General features: G+C 70.9%; 14 protein-coding genes. 8 read left to right on the top strand and 6 right to left on the bottom strand.

Features of this window, described 5'->3' with window-relative positions:
• Nucleotides 1-110 precede the first annotated feature (110 nt).
• From QC282_RS00850 to QC282_RS00830, 5 genes are all read left to right on the top strand, one after another.
• The gene (locus QC282_RS00850; RefSeq protein WP_279547167.1) at nt 111-1,382 is read left to right on the top strand and encodes an ABC transporter substrate-binding protein; all 1,272 of its coding nucleotides are present in this window, start codon (nt 111-113) and stop codon (nt 1,380-1,382) included.
• Nucleotides 1,383-1,540: 158 nt separating this feature from the next.
• Nucleotides 1,541-3,208, top strand: a complete 1,668-nt coding sequence (locus QC282_RS00845; RefSeq protein ID WP_279547166.1) for a glycoside hydrolase family 13 protein — start codon at nt 1,541-1,543, stop codon at nt 3,206-3,208.
• 46 nt (nt 3,209-3,254) lie between these two features.
• The gene (locus tag QC282_RS00840; protein ID WP_279547165.1) at nt 3,255-4,589 is read left to right on the top strand and encodes an ABC transporter substrate-binding protein; all 1,335 of its coding nucleotides are present in this window, start codon (nt 3,255-3,257) and stop codon (nt 4,587-4,589) included.
• Nucleotides 4,590-4,595: 6 nt separating this feature from the next.
• Nucleotides 4,596-5,957: an ABC transporter permease subunit gene (locus QC282_RS00835; RefSeq protein ID WP_279547164.1), complete on the top strand. Its 1,362-nt coding sequence runs from the start codon at nt 4,596-4,598 to the stop codon at nt 5,955-5,957.
• An 8-nt stretch (nt 5,958-5,965) separates the two neighbouring features.
• Nucleotides 5,966-6,805 carry a carbohydrate ABC transporter permease gene (locus QC282_RS00830; protein WP_279547333.1) on the top strand — a complete coding sequence of 280 codons (840 nt, stop codon included), beginning with the start codon at nt 5,966-5,968 and terminating at the stop codon, nt 6,803-6,805.
• Nucleotides 6,806-6,878: 73 nt separating this feature from the next.
• Here the strand turns inward: QC282_RS00830 and pgl are convergent, their stop codons facing one another.
• From pgl to tkt, 5 genes are read right to left on the bottom strand one after another with little or no spacing between them, the layout of a single operon-like run.
• Nucleotides 6,879-7,664: a 6-phosphogluconolactonase gene (gene pgl, locus QC282_RS00825; protein WP_279547163.1), complete on the bottom strand. Its 786-nt coding sequence runs from the start codon at nt 7,662-7,664 to the stop codon at nt 6,879-6,881.
• Nucleotides 7,661-8,758, bottom strand: coding sequence for a glucose-6-phosphate dehydrogenase assembly protein OpcA (gene opcA, locus QC282_RS00820; protein WP_279547162.1), 1,098 nt, complete (start codon nt 8,756-8,758; stop codon nt 7,661-7,663). Before opcA ends, pgl begins: the two co-directional genes overlap by 4 nt.
• Entirely contained in the window at nt 8,755-10,293 is a 1,539-nt protein-coding gene (gene zwf, locus QC282_RS00815) for a glucose-6-phosphate dehydrogenase (RefSeq protein WP_279547161.1), read from the bottom strand. The genes opcA and zwf overlap by 4 nt, the downstream gene beginning before the upstream one ends.
• A gap of 4 nt (nt 10,294-10,297) precedes the next feature.
• Entirely contained in the window at nt 10,298-11,416 is a 1,119-nt protein-coding gene (gene tal, locus QC282_RS00810; RefSeq protein WP_279547160.1) for a transaldolase, read from the bottom strand.
• Nucleotides 11,417-11,450: 34 nt separating this feature from the next.
• Nucleotides 11,451-13,538 carry a transketolase gene (gene tkt / locus QC282_RS00805; protein ID WP_279547159.1) on the bottom strand — a complete coding sequence of 696 codons (2,088 nt, stop codon included), beginning with the start codon at nt 13,536-13,538 and terminating at the stop codon, nt 11,451-11,453.
• A 467-nt stretch (nt 13,539-14,005) separates the two neighbouring features.
• Between tkt and QC282_RS00800 the strand changes: the two genes are divergently transcribed.
• From QC282_RS00800 to QC282_RS00790, 3 genes are all read left to right on the top strand, one after another.
• On the top strand, nt 14,006-14,935 hold the full coding sequence (locus QC282_RS00800; RefSeq protein WP_279547332.1) for a heme o synthase: 930 nt from the start codon (nt 14,006-14,008) through the stop codon (nt 14,933-14,935).
• Nucleotides 14,936-15,029: 94 nt separating this feature from the next.
• A complete protein-coding gene (locus QC282_RS00795; RefSeq protein WP_279547158.1) occupies nt 15,030-15,383 on the top strand; it encodes a hypothetical protein in 354 nt (117 codons plus the stop codon).
• Between the two features lie 65 nt (nt 15,384-15,448).
• On the top strand, nt 15,449-16,561 hold the full coding sequence (locus QC282_RS00790; protein ID WP_279547157.1) for an amidohydrolase family protein: 1,113 nt from the start codon (nt 15,449-15,451) through the stop codon (nt 16,559-16,561).
• Nucleotides 16,562-16,593: 32 nt separating this feature from the next.
• Here the strand turns inward: QC282_RS00790 and QC282_RS00785 are convergent, their stop codons facing one another.
• Nucleotides 16,594-17,604, bottom strand: coding sequence for a heme A synthase (locus QC282_RS00785; protein WP_279547156.1), 1,011 nt, complete (start codon nt 17,602-17,604; stop codon nt 16,594-16,596).
• Nucleotides 17,605-17,635: the final 31 nt, after the last annotated feature.

Here is a 17,635-nt window from a genome sequence, read left to right as displayed (position 1 = left end):
CCTGTCCTCGGAATGTGCTCCAGGCCCTAGTATCGCCCATTACCTAACAGGTATACATGGCCGTGGACCGCGGGCGAAGAGGCCCGGTGCCGGTGCTCAGGGAGGAACCTATGCGGTGGACGCATGCCGCCGGTAGGTGCCTCCTCGCCGTCGCGGTGCTCCTGACCGGCTACGTCGCCTCCGGGGCGCGGGCCGACACCGGCTCCGGCGACGGACGCGGACCGCTCACCCTGGCCACCGCAGGGGACCTCACCGGATACCTCGGACCGCTGCTGGAGGGCTGGAACCGCACGCATCCCGGCGAGAAGGTCACCCTGGTCGAGCTGCCGGACTCCGCCGACGAGACCCGCGCGCAGATGGCCACCGATCTGCGGGGCGGCGGTGAGCGCAGCCGGTTCGACGTCCTCAACATCGATGTCAACTGGACTTCCGAGTTCGCGGCGGCCGGGTGGATCCGCCCGCTGCCGCGCGACCGTTTTCCGCTCGACACCTTCCTGCAACCGGTGGTCGACACGGCCACCTATGACGGCAAGCTGTACGCCGTGCCGTACGTGACCAACGCGGGGCTGCTGCTCTACCGCAAGGACGTCCTCGCGAAGGAGGGCGTGCCCCCGCCGCGCACCTGGGCCGAACTGGAACGGGCGGCGAAGACGATCGCCCCGAAGTACGGACTCGACGGCTACGCGGGCCAGTTGCTGCCCTACGAGGGCCTGACCGTCAACGCGGCCGAGGCCGTGTACTCGGCGGGCGGCACGATCCTCGGCGACGAGGGCGAGCGGGTCACCGTCGACTCGCAGGCGGCCCGCGAGGGCATCGGCTTCCTCGCGCGCGGCGTCCGGGAGGGCTGGATCCCGCGCCGGGCGCTGACGTACAAGGAGGAGGAGTCCAAGCAGGCCTTCCAGGACGGCCGGCTGCTCTTCCTGCGGAACTGGCCCTACGCCTACGTGGGCGCCTCCGCCCCGGGCTCCCGGGTCGCCGGCAAGGTCGGTGCCGTGCCGCTGCCGGGGCCCCACGGGCCGGGCACCAGTGTGCTCGGCGGCTCCAACCTCGCCGTCAGCTCCCGCGCGCGGCACCCCGACTCGGCGGCGCGGCTCATGGCGTACCTCACCAGCGAACGCGTCCAGCGCCAGGTCCTCACGAAGGGCGCGCTGCCGCCCGTGCGGGCCGACCTCTACCAGGACCCCGAGCTGATCGCCGCGTTCCCGTATCTGCCGACGCTGCGCCAGAGCGTGCTCGCGGCAGCGCCGCGCCCCAAGAGCGCGCGGTACGACCAGGTGTCCCTGGTGGTGCAGGCGGTCGTGCACGACGCGCTGACCGGACGCGGCACGCCCGAGGCCGCGGTGCGACGGCTCGCGCGTGAGCTGTCCGCGGTCTCTCGGTAGCCTGCCGGTACTTACCTGTTAGGTAACGCGTACATCTCAACTCAGTGCAGGATGCCCGAATGTGGCCGGATATCGGCTGGTCAACTGGCCGGTAGCATCCGCACGTTCATTGACACCCTCTCGTCACCGCTACTTAACATGCATGCATAACGTCAGGCATGACAGGCACGCACAGACAGGTCGACGGGGTGAGTCTCAAGCGCATCGACACCCACCGCTGGTGGCGTGACGCAGTGATCTACCAGGTGTACGTCCGCAGCTTCCTGGACAGCACCGGTGACGGCATCGGCGATCTCGCCGGCGTCCGGGCAGGACTGCCCTACCTCAAGAAGCTGGGCGTGGACGGGATCTGGCTGAGCCCCTTCTACCCCTCGCCGCAGCACGACCACGGGTACGACGTCGCCGACTACTGCGGTGTCGACCCCGTCTTCGGCGACCTCGACGAGTTCGACCGCCTGATGGCGACGGCCCGCCGGCTCGGCATCCGGGTGCTGCTCGACATCGTCCCCAACCACTGCTCCAGCGAGCACCCCTGGTTCCGCGAGGCCCTCGCCTCCCCGCCCGGCAGCCCGGCCCGCGCCCGCTTCCACTTCGCCGACGGCCGCGGCCCGGACGGCAGCGAGCCGCCCAACAACTGGCACGCCATGTTCGGCGGCCCGGCCTGGTCCCGCGTCACCGAGGCGGACGGCCGGCCCGGCCAGTGGTACCTGCACATGTTCACGCCGGAACAGCCGGACTGGAGCTGGCGCAACCCCGAGATCCCCGCCGAGTTCGAGCGCATCCTGCGGTTCTGGCTCGACCGGGGCGTCGACGGCTTCCGCATCGACGTCGCCGCCGGCCTCTACAAGCACCCCGAACTGCCGGACTCCGACGACCCGGAGGCCGACGCGCGCACCCGGGACTCGGTCAACCCGCTCGCCTGGAACCAGCCCGAGGTGCACGACGTGTGGCGCCACTGGCGGGCCATCTGCGAGGAGTACACAGCCCGCGACGGCCACGACCGCCTGCTCGTCGGCGAGGTGTCCGTCCCCAGCGCCCGCGAACACGCCAAGTACGTCCGCCCGGACGAGCTCCACCAGGCGTTCTTCTTCGACCTGCTCAGCGCGCCCTGGGAGGCCGACGCCTTCCGCAAGGTCATCTCCGAGGCCATGGAGGACATCGCGGGCACCGGCTCAACGGTCACCTGGGTCCTCAACAACCACGACCAGGTCCGCACCGTCACCCGCTACGGCGAACCCACCCCGCAGGGCAGCGGCCTAGGCGCCGCCCGCGCCCGCGCCGCCGCGCTGCTGATGCTGGCGCTGCCCGGCGCCGCGTACATCTACCAGGGCGAGGAACTGGGCCTGCCCGAGGTCGTCGACCTGCCCGACGACGTCCTCACCGACCCGATCTTCCGGCGCACCGGCAGCCGCGCCCGGATACGCGACGGCTGCCGGGTGCCGCTGCCCTGGTCCGGGCAGGCCTCCCCGTTCGGCTTCACCTCCGGGGCGGAGAGCGCCAAGCCGTGGCTGCCGCAGCCCGAGTACTTCGCCATGTACACCACCGACCGGGCGCTCGACGACACCCGCTCCTTCTGGCACCTCTACCGCGACGGCCTGCAACTGCGGTCCGCCCTGCCCCAGTTGGGCGAGGGCACGCTGCACTGGCTGGAGAGCGAGCCCGGCGTGCTGGCCTTCGACCGCGGCGACGGCCTCGTCTGCGCGGTGAACTTCACAACGGCCGACATCCCGGCCCCGGTTCCCGGTGCCCCACTGCTTGCCAGCGGCCCCTGCCCGGCAGGGGTCCTCCCCGGCTCAACGGCCGCCTGGTGGCTCACCGACCACTGAGCCCCCGGAACTTGCGTCAACCCCCATCCACGAAGGGACATCAACGATGATGCGACGACGTACCACCCTCCTGGCGAGTTGCACCGCCATAGCCCTCGCGTTCGGCTCGACCGCCTGCGGCGGTGACGACGACGTCTCCGCCGGCGGCGGCGACAAGGCCCTCAGCGGCCAGACCGTCACCGTGGCCGGCGTCTGGTCCGGCACCGAGCAGAAGAACTTCCAGAAGGTGCTCGACGCCTTCACCGAGAAGACCGGCGCCAAGACGCGGTTCGTGCCGACCGGCGACAACGTCTCCACCGTCGTCGGCAGCAAGATCGAGGGCGGCGACGCGCCCGACGTCGTGATGGTCCCGCAGGTCGGCGTGCTCCAGCAGTTCGCCAAGAACGGCTGGCTCAAGCCGCTTTCCGCGAAGGCGCAGACGGCCGTGGACGAGAACTTCGCGCCCGTGTGGAAGAACTACGGCAGCGTCGACGGCAAGCTCTACGGCCTCTACTTCAAGGCCGCCCACAAGTCGACCGTCTGGTACAGCCCCGACGCCCTCGCGCAGGCCGGCGTCGAGACGCCGAAGACCTACGACGAGATGCTCAAGGCCGGCCGGACCGTCTCCGACTCCGGTCTCTCCGCCTTCGCGGTCGCCGGCCAGGACGGCTGGACGCTCACCGACTGGTTCGAGAACGTCTACCTCTCCCAGGCCGGCGCGGAGAAGTACGACGCGCTCGCCGCCCACAAGCTGAAGTGGACCGACCAGAGCGTCGTCGACGCCCTCACCACGCTCGGCAAGCTGTTCAAGGACAAGCAGCTCATCGCCGGCGGTCAGAAGGGCGCCCTGAACACCGACTTCCCCGGCTCGGTCGAGAAGGTCTTCGGCCCCGAGCCCGAGGCCGGCATGGTCTACGAGGGCGACTTCGTCGCGGGCGTGGCCAAGGACCAGTTCGGCAAGAAGATCGGCGAGGACGCCAACTTCTTCCCGTTCCCGCCCGTCGGCTCCGGTGACGCCCCGGTCGTCAGCGGCGGCGACGCGGCCGTCGTCCTGAAGGACGGAAAGAACAGCGAGGCCGGCATGGCGCTCCTGGAGTACCTGACCACCCCCGAGGCCTCCGCCGTGTGGGCCGGGATCGGCGGGTACATCTCCCCGAACAAGAACCTCGACCTCGCCTCCTACGGCGACGACGTGACCCGCGCCACCGCCAAGTCCCTCGTGGACGCCGGCAACGCCGACGCCGTCCGCTTCGACATGTCGGACCAGGCCCCGGCGGCGTTCGGCGGCACCAAGGGCACCGGCGAGTGGAAGATCCTCCAGGACTTCCTGCGCGACCCGTCCAACCCGAAGGCCACCGCGGCCGAGCTGGAGAAGGCCGCGGCCAAGGCGTACGGGAGCTGACCTGCCATGACCGCCACCTTGGTGAAAGAAGCGGGGCCGCCCACCGCGGCCGGCCCCGCGCCGGGGCCCCGCCAACGGCGGCGCCGTGGACGGATCATCGCCCTGCTGTTCGTGTTCCCCGCGGTCCTCCTGCTGGGTGCCCTGGTCGTCTACCCGGTGCTGTTCTCGGTCGGGCGGAGCTTCTTCGACGCCTCCGGCAACAACTTCGTCGGCGCCGAGAACTACACCGAGATGTTCCAGGACCCGGCGACGCTCAAGGCCATCCGGAACACCACGATCTGGGTGGTGGTGGCGCCGGCCCTGCTGACCGGCCTCGGCCTGATCCTGGCCGTGCTGGTGGAGAAGGTGCGCTGGGCGACCGCCTTCAAGCTGCTGATGTTCCTGCCGATGGCGGTGTCCTTCCTGGCCGCCGGCATCATCTTCCGGCTCGCCTACGAGGAGGACCCGGACAAGGGCGTGCTCAACGCCGCCATGGTCTCGGTCCACGACGCCTTCGAGGACGCCGCGTCCTACCCGACCGCCCGCGCCCGCGAGGGCCAGGGCATCGTCAAGGACAAGGACGGCTCGTACCGCACCGGGGCAGCCGTGTCGCCCGGCGACACGGTCCACCTGGGCCTGGTCGGCGTCCTGCCGGACGACCTGCCCGGCGGTGCGGAGCCGGCCCACGAGGCCGCCGCCCGCAAGGCCGGCGCGGACGAGCTGAGCGGTGTGGTCTACCTGGACTTCACGCCCGGTGGAGGAGGGGAGCAGGGCCGCGTCGACCAGCGCGAGAGCGGCCTGCCCGAGATGAAGGTCGAGGCGGTGCGCGACGGCAGAACGGTCGCGACCACGACGACCGGATCGGACGGCTCCTTCCGCTTCACGGGTCTGGCGGACGGCTCCTACGAGGTGAAGCTGCCCGCGAAGAACTTCGCACCCCCGTACGACGGCATCTCCTGGCTCGGGCCGACACTCGTCACCCCGGCGATCATCGGGGCGTACCTGTGGATCTGGACCGGCTTCGCGATGGTACTGATCGGTGCGGGCCTCGCCACGCTGCCCCGGGACGCGCTCGAGGCGGCACGTATGGACGGAGCCAACGAGTGGCAAATCTTCCGGCGCATCACCGTACCGCTCCTCGCCCCCGTGCTTACGGTCGTCTTTGTGACGCTCGTGATCAACGTCATGAAGGTCTTCGACCTGGTCTACATCATCGCGCCCGGACCCGTGCAGGAGGACGCCACCGTCCTCGCGACACAGATGTGGCTCGTGTCGTTCGGCGGGGGCAACAACCAGGGCCTCGGCAGTGCGCTGGGTGTGCTGCTTCTGCTGCTGGTGGTGCCCGCCATGGTGTTCAACGTCCGGCGCTTCCGAAGGAGTCAGCGATGAACTCGGCGATGAACGTGATCCGCCGTGGGCTGAGCAGCGCCGTCGTACAGGCTTTCCTCGTCCTGATCGGCCTGGTCTGGCTGACGCCGCTGGCCGGACTGTTCCTGTCGTCGATGCGCTCCGCGGAGGAGACCGCGACGGGCGGCTGGTGGACGGTGTTCACCAGCCCCGGGCAGCTGTCCTTCGACAACTACTCGGCGCTGCTGGAGAACTCGGGCATCACGCAGTCCTTCTGGAACACCGTGCTGATCTCGGTGCCGACGACCGTCCTGGTCGTCGTCATCGCGGCGCTCGCCGGATACGCCTTCGCCTGGCTGGACTTCCCCGGCCGCGACGCGGTCTTCCTGCTGGTGGTCGCCCTGCTGGTGGTCCCGGTGCAGATCGGTCTGCTGCCGGTGGCCAAACTCTTCGGCGAGCTCGGCCTGTTCGGCACGATCCCGGGCGTGGTGCTGTTCCACGTCGCCTACGGGCTGCCGTTCGCGGTGTTCCTGCTGCGGAACTACTTCGCCGAGATACCCAAGGAGATGCTGGAGGCCGCCCGCATGGACGGCGGCAGCGAGTGGCGGATCTTCATCCAGCTGGTGCTGCCGGTGGGCCGCCCCGCGATCGCCTCGCTGGCCATCTTCCAGTTCCTGTGGGTGTGGAACGACATGCTGGTCGCGCTGCTGTTCGCGAACAGCTCCTCGCAGCCGCTGACCGTCGAACTGCAGTCGCAGATCCGCCAGTTCGGCAGCAACGTGGACGTGCTCGCCCCCGGCGCGTTCCTCTCCCTGATCGTGCCCCTGGTGGTGTTCTTCGCCTTCCAGCGGCACTTCGTGCAGGGCGTCATGGCCGGATCGGTCAAGTAACGCCCGCCCCACGAGCGCCGGCCCTCCCGCTTTCGGCGGAAAGCGGGAGGGCCGGCTTTTCGTCGTCCTCGCCTCAGGCCGTCGCCGGCGGGTACAGCGCCCTCGGCAGCTGCGAGGCCGCCGCCGCGTCCAGCAGCCACAGGGTGCGGCTGCGGCCGTACGCGCCCGCCGCCGGGGCCTGGATCTCACCGGCGTCCGACAGGGCGATCGCCGCGGCCTCCGCCTTGTCCTCCCCGGCGGCCAGCAGCCACACCTCGCGGGCCGCGCGGATCGCCGGAAGCGTGAGCGTCACCCGGGTCGGCGGCGGCTTCGGCGCGCCGTGCACACCGACCACCGTCCGCTCCGTCTCCCGGACCGCCGGGAGCTCCGGGAACAGCGACGCCACGTGCGTGTCCGGGCCGACGCCCAGCATCAGCACATCGAACGTCGGCACCGCGCCATGGTTCTCGGGACCGGCCGCACGGGCCAGCTCCTGCGCGTAGCCGGCGGCCGCCGCGTCCACGTCCGAGCCGTACGGGCCGTCCGACGCCGGCATCGCGTGCACCCGCTTCGGGTCCAGCGGCACCGAGTCGAGCAGCGCCGCGCGGGCCTGCGTGACGTTGCGCTCCGGATCGCCCTCCGGCAGGAACCGCTCGTCGCCCCACCACAGGTCGAGCCGCGTCCAGTCGACCGCGTCCCGGGCGGGCGCCGCGGACAGCGCCGCCAGCAGGCCGTTGCCGTTGCGGCCGCCCGTCAGCACCACGGACGCCGAACCCCGCGAGGCCTGCGCGTCCACGATCTTCGTGATCAGCCGGGCCGCCGCGGCCTGCGCCATCAGCTCCTTGTCGTGGTGCACGACCAGCTGCGGTGCCCTACTCATTTCGCCGCCGCCTTCTTCACGGGTGCCTTCTTCGCCGCACGCCTGGCGGGCGCCTTCGCCGCCGACTCGACGGGCTCCTCGACCGCCACGGGGACGTCGTCGGTCACCTGGGCGTTGCCGGCGTCCCCGGCCCCGTCGGCCCCGTCGGCCCCGTCGGCCGCCGCGGCCGCCGCGTTCAGCCGGTCCACGCCGTAGCGCAGCGCGGAGGCGTACGTGTCGTCCGGGTCGAGCCGCCGCAGCTCCTCCGCGATCAGCTCGGCCGTCTCCCGCCGCTTCAGCGCCACCGCGCGGGCCGGCTGGCCCTCGATGGACAGCGTCGCCAGGGAACCGTCCGCCCGGTCCAGCACGATCGCCCCGCAGTCGGTGTCCATCCGGACCGCGGTCAGCCCCGGCCCGTCCGACAGCGAGCGCTTCACGGGCACGTCCAGCCGGTCCGCGAGCCACATCGCCAGCAGCTCGCAGCTCGGGTTGAACTCCTCGCCCTCCACCTCGACGCCCCGCACCTCGCAGACGACCTGGTCGAGGGCCGCCGCCAGCATCGAGCGCCACGGCGTGATGCGGGTCCACGACAGGTCGGTGTCGCCGGGCGTGTACGACTCGGCGCGGGCCGCCAGCTCCCGCACCGGCTGCTCGGAGGCGTAGCTGTCGGTGACCCGGCGCTGCGCCAGGGCGCCGAGCGGATCGTCGGCCGGGTCCAGCGGGGCGTTCACCGGCCACCAGACCACCACCGGGGCGTCCGGCAGCAGCAGCGGCAGCACCACCGACTGGGCGTGCCCGACCACGTCGCCGTACAGCCGCAGCACGACCGTCTCACCGGTGCCCGCGTCCGCGCCCACCCGCACCTCGGCGTCCAGCCGGGACTGCGTGCGGTCGCGCGGGGTGCGCGAGACGCGCTTGATGACCACGAGGGTGCGCGAGGGATGCTCGCGGGACGCCTCGTTCGCGGCCCTCAGCGCGTCGTACGCGTTCTCCTCGTCCGTCACGATGACCAGCGTGAGCACCATGCCGACGGCCGGCGTGCCGATGGCGCGGCGGCCCTGCACCAGTGCCTTGTTGATCTTGCTGGCCGTGGTGTCCGTGAGGTCTATCTTCATGGCCGGCGCCAGCTCCGTCCGTCTCGCTCGAGCATTTCGTCCGCCTCGACGGGTCCCCAGGTACCGGCCGGGTACTGGGCGGGCTTGCCGTTGGTGTCCCAGTACTCCTCGATCGGGTCGAGGATCTTCCAGGACAGCTCGACCTCCTCGGTGCGCGGGAAGAGGTTGGAGTCGCCGAGCAGCACGTCCAGGATCAGCCGCTCGTACGCCTCCGGGCTGGACTCCGTGAACGACTCGCCGTAGGCGAAGTCCATGGACACGTCCCGGATCTCCATCGACGTGCCCGGCACCTTGGAACCGAAGCGGACCGTGACGCCCTCGTCCGGCTGGACGCGGATCACGATCGCGTTCTGCCCGAGCTCCTCGGTGGCCGTCGTGTCGAAGGGGGAGTGCGGCGCGCGCTGGAAGACGACCGCGATCTCCGTGACGCGCCGGCCGAGCCGCTTGCCGGTGCGCAGGTAGAAGGGGACGCCCGCCCAGCGGCGGTTGTCGATCCCGACCTTGATCGCGGCGTACGTGTCGGTCTTCGACGCCGGGTCGATGCCCTCCTCGTCGAGATAGCCGACCGCCTTCGCGCCACCCTGCCAGCCGGCCGTGTACTGGCCGCGCACGGTGTCGCGCCCCAGGTCCTTGGGCAGCCGCACGGCGCCGAGGACCTTGGTCTTCTCCGCGGCCAGCGCGTCCGCGTCGAAGGAGGCGGGCTCCTCCATCGCGGTCAGCGCGAGCAGCTGGAGCAGGTGGTTCTGGATGACGTCGCGGGCGGCGCCGATGCCGTCGTAGTAGCCGGCCCGGCCGCCGATGCCGATGTCCTCGGCCATGGTGATCTGCACGTGGTCCACGAAGGACCGGTTCCAGATCGGCTCGAACATCGTGTTGGCGAACCGCAGCGCCAGGATGTTCTGGACGGTCTCCTTGCCCAGGTAGTGGTCGATGCGGAAGACCTGGTCCGGGGCGAAGACCTCGTGGACGACCTTGTTGAGCTCCTCGGCCGACTTCAGGTCGTGCCCGAACGGCTTCTCGATGACCGCGCGCCGCCAGGAGCCGCCCGTCTGGTCGGCGAGACCGTGCTTCTTCAGCTGCTGGATGACCACCGGGAACGACCGCGGCGGCACCGACAGGTAGAAGGCGAAGTTGCCGCCCGTGCCCTGCGCCTTGTCCAGCTCGTCGATCGTGCCGCGCAGCCGCTCGAAGGCCTCGTCGTCGTCGAACGTGCCCTGCACGAAGCGCATGCCCTGGATGAGCTGCTGCCAGACCTCCTCGCGGAAGGGCGTGCGGGCGTGTTCCTTGACGGCGTCGTGGACCACCTGCGCGAAGTCCTCGTGCTGCCACTCGCGGCGCGCGAAACCGACGAGGGAGAAGCCCGGCGGCAGCAGACCCCGGTTGGCGAGGTCGTACACCGCGGGCATGAGCTTCTTGCGGGACAGATCGCCCGTGACGCCGAAGATGACCAGGCCCGACGGCCCCGCGATACGCGGGAGCCGTCGGTCCGCGGGGTCACGAAGCGGATTCGCTCCGGAACCGGAAACGGGGGGCAAGGTCTCAGCCCTCCGAAGGCGCGAGGCGCTGCAGCTCGGCCTCGGTCGACTTCAGCAGGTCGTTCCAGGACGCCTCGAACTTCTCGACGCCCTCCTTCTCCAGCAGCTCCACGACCTCGTCGTACGAGATGCCGAGCCGCTCGACCGCGTCGAGATCGGCGCGGGCCTGCTCGTAGGTGCCGGCGACGGTGTTGCCGGTGATCTCACCGTGGTCGTCGGTGGCCTCCAGGGTCGCCTCCGGCATGGTGTTCACCGTGTTCGGCGCCACCAGCTCGGTGACGTACATGGTGTCCTGGTACGCCGGGTCCTTCACGCCCGTGGACGCCCACAGCGGACGCTGCCGGTTCGCGCCCGCGTTCTCCAGCGCCGACCAGCGCTCGGAGGAGAAGACCTCCTCGTACGCCTGGTAGGCCAGCCGCGCGTTGGCGAGGGCGGCCTTGCCGCGCAGCGCCTTGGCGGCGTCGGTGCCGAGCGCGTCGAGCCGCTTGTCGATCTCGGTGTCCACGCGGGACACGAAGAAGGACGCCACGGAGTGGATCTTCGACAGGTCCAGGCCGCGCTCCTTGGCCTTCTCCAGGCCGGCGAGGTAGGCGTCCATGACCTTGCGGTAGCGCTCCAGGGAGAAGATCAGCGTGACGTTGACGCTGATGCCGTTGCCGATCACCTCGGTGATCGCCGGGATGCCCGCTTCGGTGGCCGGGATCTTGATGAGGGTGTTCGGCCGGTCCACCAGCCACGCCAGCTGCTTGGCCTCGGCGACCGTCGCCCGCGTGTTGTGGGCGAGGCGCGGGTCGACCTCGATGGAGACCCGGCCGTCCTGGCCGCCGGTGGCGTCGAACACCGGGCGCAGGATGTCGGCGGCGTCACGGACGTCCGCCGTCGTGATCATGCGAATGGCCTCTTCGACCGTGACCCTGCGGGCGGCGAGGTCGGCGAGCTGCTGGTCGTAGCCGTGGCCCTCGGAGATCGCCTTCTGGAAGATCGAGGGGTTGGTGGTGACGCCCACGACGTGCTGCTGGTCGATCAGCTCGGCCAGGTTGCCGGACGTGATCCGCTTGCGCGACAGGTCGTCCAGCCAGATCGCGACGCCTTCCTCGGAAAGGCGCTTGAGTGCGTCTGTCATGGAAATTCCATCTCCTACGTGTCGTATGTGAGCGTCAGCGCCGGGCCGCGGCGATCGATTCCCGCGCGACGGCGGCCACGTTCTCGGCGGTGAAACCGAACTCGCGGAAGAGCACCTTGCCGTCGGCGGACGCACCGAAGTGCTCCAGGGAGACGATGCGGCCGGCGTCTCCCACGTACTTGTGCCACGTGAGACCGATACCGGCCTCCACCGCGACACGGGCCTTCACGGACGGCGGCAGGACGCTGTCCCGGTACCCCTGGTCCTGCTCCTCGAACCACTCCACGGACGGCATCGACACCACGCGCGTCGGCACACCCGAGGCCTGGAGCTGCTCGCGCGCCTCCACGGCGACGTGCACCTCGGAACCGGTGGCGATCAGGATCACCTCGGGCTCGCCGCCCTCGGAGTCGAACAGCACGTAGCCGCCCTTGGCCGCGTCCTCGTTCGTCTCGTACGTCGGCACGCCCTGCCGGGTCAGCGCCAGGCCGTGCGGGGTGCCCTTGCCGAACTCCTTCGTCCAGCGGCGCAGGATCTCCCGCCAGGCGACGGCGGTCTCGTTGGCGTCGGCCGGGCGCACGACGTTCAGGCCGGGGATGGCGCGCAGCGAGGCCAGGTGCTCGACCGGCTGGTGGGTCGGGCCGTCCTCGCCGAGGCCGATGGAGTCGTGCGTCCACACGTACGTCACCGGCAGGTGCATCAGCGCGGACAGGCGCACGGCGTTGCGCATGTAGTCGGAGAACACCAGGAAGGTGCCGCCGTAAATGCGCGTGTTGCCGTGCAGCGCGATGCCGTTCATCTCCGCGGCCATCGCGTGCTCACGGATGCCGAAGTGGATCGTGCGCCCGTAGGGGTTCGCCTCCGGCAGCGGGTTGCCCGCCGGGAGGAAGGAGCTGGTCTTGTCGATGGTGGTGTTGTTGGAGCCCGCGAGGTCGGCCGAGCCGCCCCACAGCTCCGGGATCACCGCGCCGAGCGCCTGCAGGACCTTGCCGGACGCGGCACGCGTGGCGACCGCCTTGCCCGCCTCGAAGACCGGGAGCTTGTCCTCCCAGCCCTTGGGCAGCTCACCCGCGGCGACGCGGTCGAACTCGGCGGCCCGCTCCGGGTTGGCGCTGCGCCACTCCTGGAACGACTTCTCCCACTCGGCCTTCGCCTCCCGGCCGCGCTCCAGCGCCTTGCGGGTGTGGGCGATGACCTCGTCGGAGACCTCGAAGGTCTGCTCCGGGTCGAAGCCCAGGACGCGCTTGGTGGCGGCGACCTCGTCGTCGCCGAGCGCCGAGCCGTGCGCGGCCTCGGTGTTCTGCGCGTTCGGGGCGGGCCAGGCGATGATCGAGCGCATCGCGATGAACGACGGCCGGTCGGTGACCGCCTTGGCCTCCTGGATCGCGGCGTAGATCGCCGCCGGGTCCAGGTCGCCGTTCTCCTGCGGCTCGACGCGCTGCACGTGCCACCCGTAGGCCTCGTAGCGCTTGACCGTGTCCTCGGAGACGGCCGTCTCGGTGTCGCCCTCGATCGAGATGTGGTTGTCGTCCCACAGCAGGATCAGGTTGCCGAGCTTCTGGTGCCCGGCCAGCGAGGACGCCTCGGCGGAGATGCCCTCCTGGAGGCAGCCGTCACCGGCGATGCAGTAGACGAAGTGGTCGAACGGGGAGGTGCCCTCGGCCGCCTCCGGGTCGAACAGACCGCGCTCGTAGCGCGCGGCCATCGCCATGCCGACCGCGTTGGCGACACCCTGGCCCAGCGGGCCGGTGGTCGTCTCCACGCCCGTGGTGTGGCCGTACTCCGGGTGGCCCGGGGTCTTCGAACCCCAGGTCCTGAAGGCCTTCAGGTCGTCCAGCTCCAGACCGAAACCGGCCAGGTACAGCTGGGTGTAGAGGGTCAGGGACGAGTGGCCGGCGGACAGCACGAAGCGGTCACGTCCGACCCAGTCGGCGTCCGCCGGGTCGTGCCGCATCACCTTCTGGAAGAGGGTGTAGGCGGCGGGCGCCAGGCTCATCGCCGTACCGGGATGGCCGTTGCCGACCTTCTGTACGGCATCGGCGGCCAGGACGCGCGCGGTGTCGACGGCCCGCTGGTCCAGCTCGGTCCAGTCGAGGTCTGTGGTGGTCGGCTTGGTGCTCACCCTGAGTCAGGGCTCCTCTCCACATGTCGGATGCCGGTGCGCGTGACGCCCACCGGCTGCCGGCGTAACGCAGGACTTCGGCCGGCCGCAGCCGAGCCTACCTCCGAAATGCGTCCGATTTTCCGGCCCGTTCCAGACTGCCGGTCCTCTTTGTCACGTGCCTTTCGACCAGGCCCGTTCGGTGTTCGACATCTGAATACGGAGCTGGTCAAACGAGTGCTCAATCGAGCTTTTGAACGCCCGTCGGAGGTGCCCCCCGGCCGGTCGTCCCCACCCTCCGCGGGCCGGGCCCGCCAACACGACCGACCCCCGCGAAGGTCCGGGTATGGGCAACGTCTACAGTGGCGTGGTACGCGCGAGCCTTTACCGCGACTTCACACGGCGAGGCTTGCTGGGATGTCTCTGTAGGGGTGTGCGTGACGGCCGTCGAATCCCGTCCTGGGGGCACCCCCCAGGCCCTCAAGGCTCTGGGGGACGGTGCAATCGGGACGAGTCATAGCCCGGCCCACCGGCCGTTCGGGGCCCGTGTCAAGGGGTTCGTGGCTCTCACCAAGCCGCGGATCATCGAGCTGCTGCTCATCACCACGGTCCCGGTGATGTTCCTGGCGCAGCAGGGCGTGCCCGACCTGGGGCTCGTGCTGCTCACCTGCCTCGGCGGCTACCTCTCCGCGGGCGGCGCCAACGCGCTGAACATGTACATCGACCGCGACATCGACGCGCTCATGGACCGCACCTCCCAGCGCCCGATCGTCACCGGCATGGTCAGCCCCGCCGAGGCCCTCGTCTTCGGCATCGTCCTCGCGGTCGCCTCCACCCTGCTGTTCGGCCTCACCGTCAACTGGCTGTCGGCCTGGCTCGCCCTCGGCGCCCTGCTGTTCTACGTCGTCGTCTACACGATGATCCTCAAGCGCCGCACCTCGCAGAACATCGTCTGGGGCGGCATCGCGGGCTGCATGCCGGTGCTGATCGGCTGGTCGTCCGTCACGAACTCCATGTCGTGGGCGCCGGTCGTCCTCTTCCTGGTCATGTTCTTCTGGACGCCGCCGCACTACTGGCCGCTGTCCATGAAGGTCAGGGACGACTACGCGCGCGTGGGCGTGCCGATGCTCCCGGTCGTCGCCTCCAACAAGGTCGTCGCCCGCCAGATCGTCCTCTACAGCTGGGTCATGGTCGGCGTGTCGCTGCTGCTGACGCCGCTCGGCTACACCGGCTGGTTCTACACGGTGGTCGCCCTGCTGGCCGGCGGTTTCTGGCTGTGGGAGGCGCACGGGCTGCAGAACCGCGCCAAGGCCGAGGCGACCGGCGCCAAGCTGAAGGAGATGCGGCTGTTCCACTGGTCCATCACCTACGTGTCGATCGTCTTCCTGGCGATCGCGGTGGACCCCTTCCTGCGCTGATCCGGGGAACCCCTCCGTACCGGGCGGGGTGCGTGGTCAAGGCCACGCACCCCGCCCGTCGCCGTTTGGTCTACCCGTGGGTAGCATCCTGGCCATGGCAGACACCAAGCAGGTTGACGAGGGCAACGGCGTGCGGCAGGACGCCAAGGAGCAGCGCCGGGTGGCCAAGCTGGCCAAGCGCATCGAGGCCTTCGCCAAGGCGCACGGCGGCGCCGAGGGCCAGGTGGCCTACCTCGGGGAGCGCGGCTCCCGGATCGTGCTCGTCGGCGAGGACGGCGCCTGGGGCGACATCGTGGCGCCCACCGGGGCCGTCGAGAAGGCCGTCGAGAAGGCCGGCATCACCGTCCACGAGGCGTTCGACGGCGAGTTCGCGGCCAAGGTGAAGACCGGACCGTACGAGTGGTCCCGCATGGCGGGCATTCAGGTGGGCGGTCCGCGCAACACCTGAGACCCGGTTCACCCGTTAGGACCGTAGGAAGCCGTTCGCGGCGCGGTCCAGTCACGGGAGTCCGGATGATCGAAACGCCGTCCCTGGTGGACCAGTACTGCCACGGCGTGGTGCGGACGGAGCTGGGCCTGGGCACCTTCGAGGCCCGGCTGGCCCGCACCGAGGGACCTCCCGCGCCGGGCACCACCCTGTTCGACACCCAGACCGGGTTCGCGGTGCGCCGCTGGTGCCCGCCGCTGCTCGGCCTGGAGCCGCACTGCCCGCCCGCCCGCTATCTGGCCCGGCGCCGGGAACTCGGCGTGCTGGAGGCGGGCCGCCGGCTGCTGCGCGGCAGCGGCATCACCACCTACCTCGTCGACACCGGCCTGCCCGGCGACCTCACCGGGCCCGACGAGATGGCCTCGGCGGGCGCCGCCGAGGCCCACGAGATCGTGCGCCTGGAGCAGCTGGCCGAGCAGGTCGCCGACACCTCCGGCACCGTCGAGTCCTTCCTCGCCAACCTCGCCGAGTCGGTGCACGGCGCCGCGGCGCACGCCGTCGCCTTCACGTCCCTCGCGGGCGTACGGCACGGCCTCGCGGTCGCGCCGGAGCCGCCGGGGCCCGGGGAGGTGCGGGGCGCCGCCGCGCGCTGGCTGGCCGCCCGGCAGGTCGGCGGCGAGCTGAGCGACCCGGTGCTGCTGCGCCACCTGCTGTGGATCGCGGTCGCCTCCGGGCGGCCCCTTCAGCTGCACGCGGGGCTCGGCGAACCCGGCCTCAGGATCGACCGCACCGACCCGGTGCTGCTCACCGACTTCGTCCGGGCGACGGCCGGGCTCGGCACCGACCTGGTGCTGCTGCACGGCTATCCGTACCACCGCCACGCCGCCCATCTCGCCGAGGTGTTCCCGCACGTCTACGCCGACTCGGGCGCCGCGCTGGTGCGCACCGGGGCGCGGGCCGCGACCGTCCTCGCGGAGATCCTGGAACTGGCCCCGTTCGGCAAGATCCTCTTCTCCAGCGGCGCGCACGGGCTGCCCGAGCTGCACGTGGTGGGCGCCCGCCTGTTCCGCGAGGCCCTGGGACGCGTCCTGGGCACCTGGGTCGCCGACGGCGCGTGGTCCCTGGCCGACGCGGAACGGGTCGCCGGCATGATCGCGTCGGGGAACGCGCGGCGGGTGTACGGGCTGGACCGGTCGTAGGGCGGGGCGCTTCGGGTCCGGCCGCGGGCCGCTCAGGCGGTGGTCGTCAGGGTCGCCTCGGGCGCCGGGTCCGGCAGCTCGGCGCTGACCGCCGGACGCTCGCGCAGCGACAGCAGCACCCGCAGCACCGCGATCCACGTCACCGCGGAACCGAGCATGTGCAGGCCGACCAGCAGCTCGGGAAGGTCGGTGAAGTACTGCACGTATCCGATGGCGCCCTGCGCGAGCAGCACCAAAAACAGGTCACGCGTGCGGCCCAGCGGCCCGCGCGGCGCGTCGACCGCCTTCAGCACGAACCACAGCGCGAACGTCAGCGTCACCACGATCCACGCCAGCACGGCGTGCAGCTTGGTCACCGTCTCCCAATCGACCGGCATCCGCTCGACCTCGCTGGAGTCGCCCGCGTGCGGACCCGCGCCGGTGACGACCGTGCCGACCAGGATCAGCAGCACCGTCACGCCGACCAGCACCCACACGAGCTGCTGGACGGACCCGCCGACCAGCGGGCGCGGCGGCGTGTCGCCCTCCCGGGTGCGCTGCCACATCACCGTGGCGACCGCGATCAGCGCCGACGTCGCCACGAAGTGCGCCGCGACCGTGTACGGGTTCAGGCCGACGAGCACCACGATGCCGCCGAGCACCGCGTTGCTCATCACGATCCAGAACTGCGCCCAGCCCAGCCGGGTCAGACCCGCGCGCCGGGGCTTCTCGGCGCGCGCTGCGATGATCGCCCAGCCGACGGCGGCGCACAGGACGTACGTCAGCATGCGGTTGCCGAACTCGATGGCGCCGTGGAGCCCCATCTCGCTGGTCGCGGTGAGCGAGTCCGCGGTGCACTTGGGCCAGGTCGGGCAGCCGAGGCCGGAGCCCGTCAGCCGTACGGCACCGCCGGTGACCACGATGACCACCGACATGACGAGCGCGGACAGGGCCGCCCGCCGGACCGTCCGGGGGTCCGGGGTCCAGCGTTCGGCGATGAAGGCGAGCGGGTTGCGCACGGCGGCCAGGGCATCGGCGGGGGTCACGTTCGGCACGCGCACCATGGTAGGCCGCCCGCTTGTGCACGCTTTCACG

The organism is Streptomyces sp. DH24 (assembly GCF_029813775.1).
Classification (GTDB): domain Bacteria; phylum Actinomycetota; class Actinomycetes; order Streptomycetales; family Streptomycetaceae; genus Streptomyces.
The sequence above is the reverse complement of the archived record's forward strand: the minus strand, read 5'-3'. Positions and strand labels throughout refer to the sequence as shown.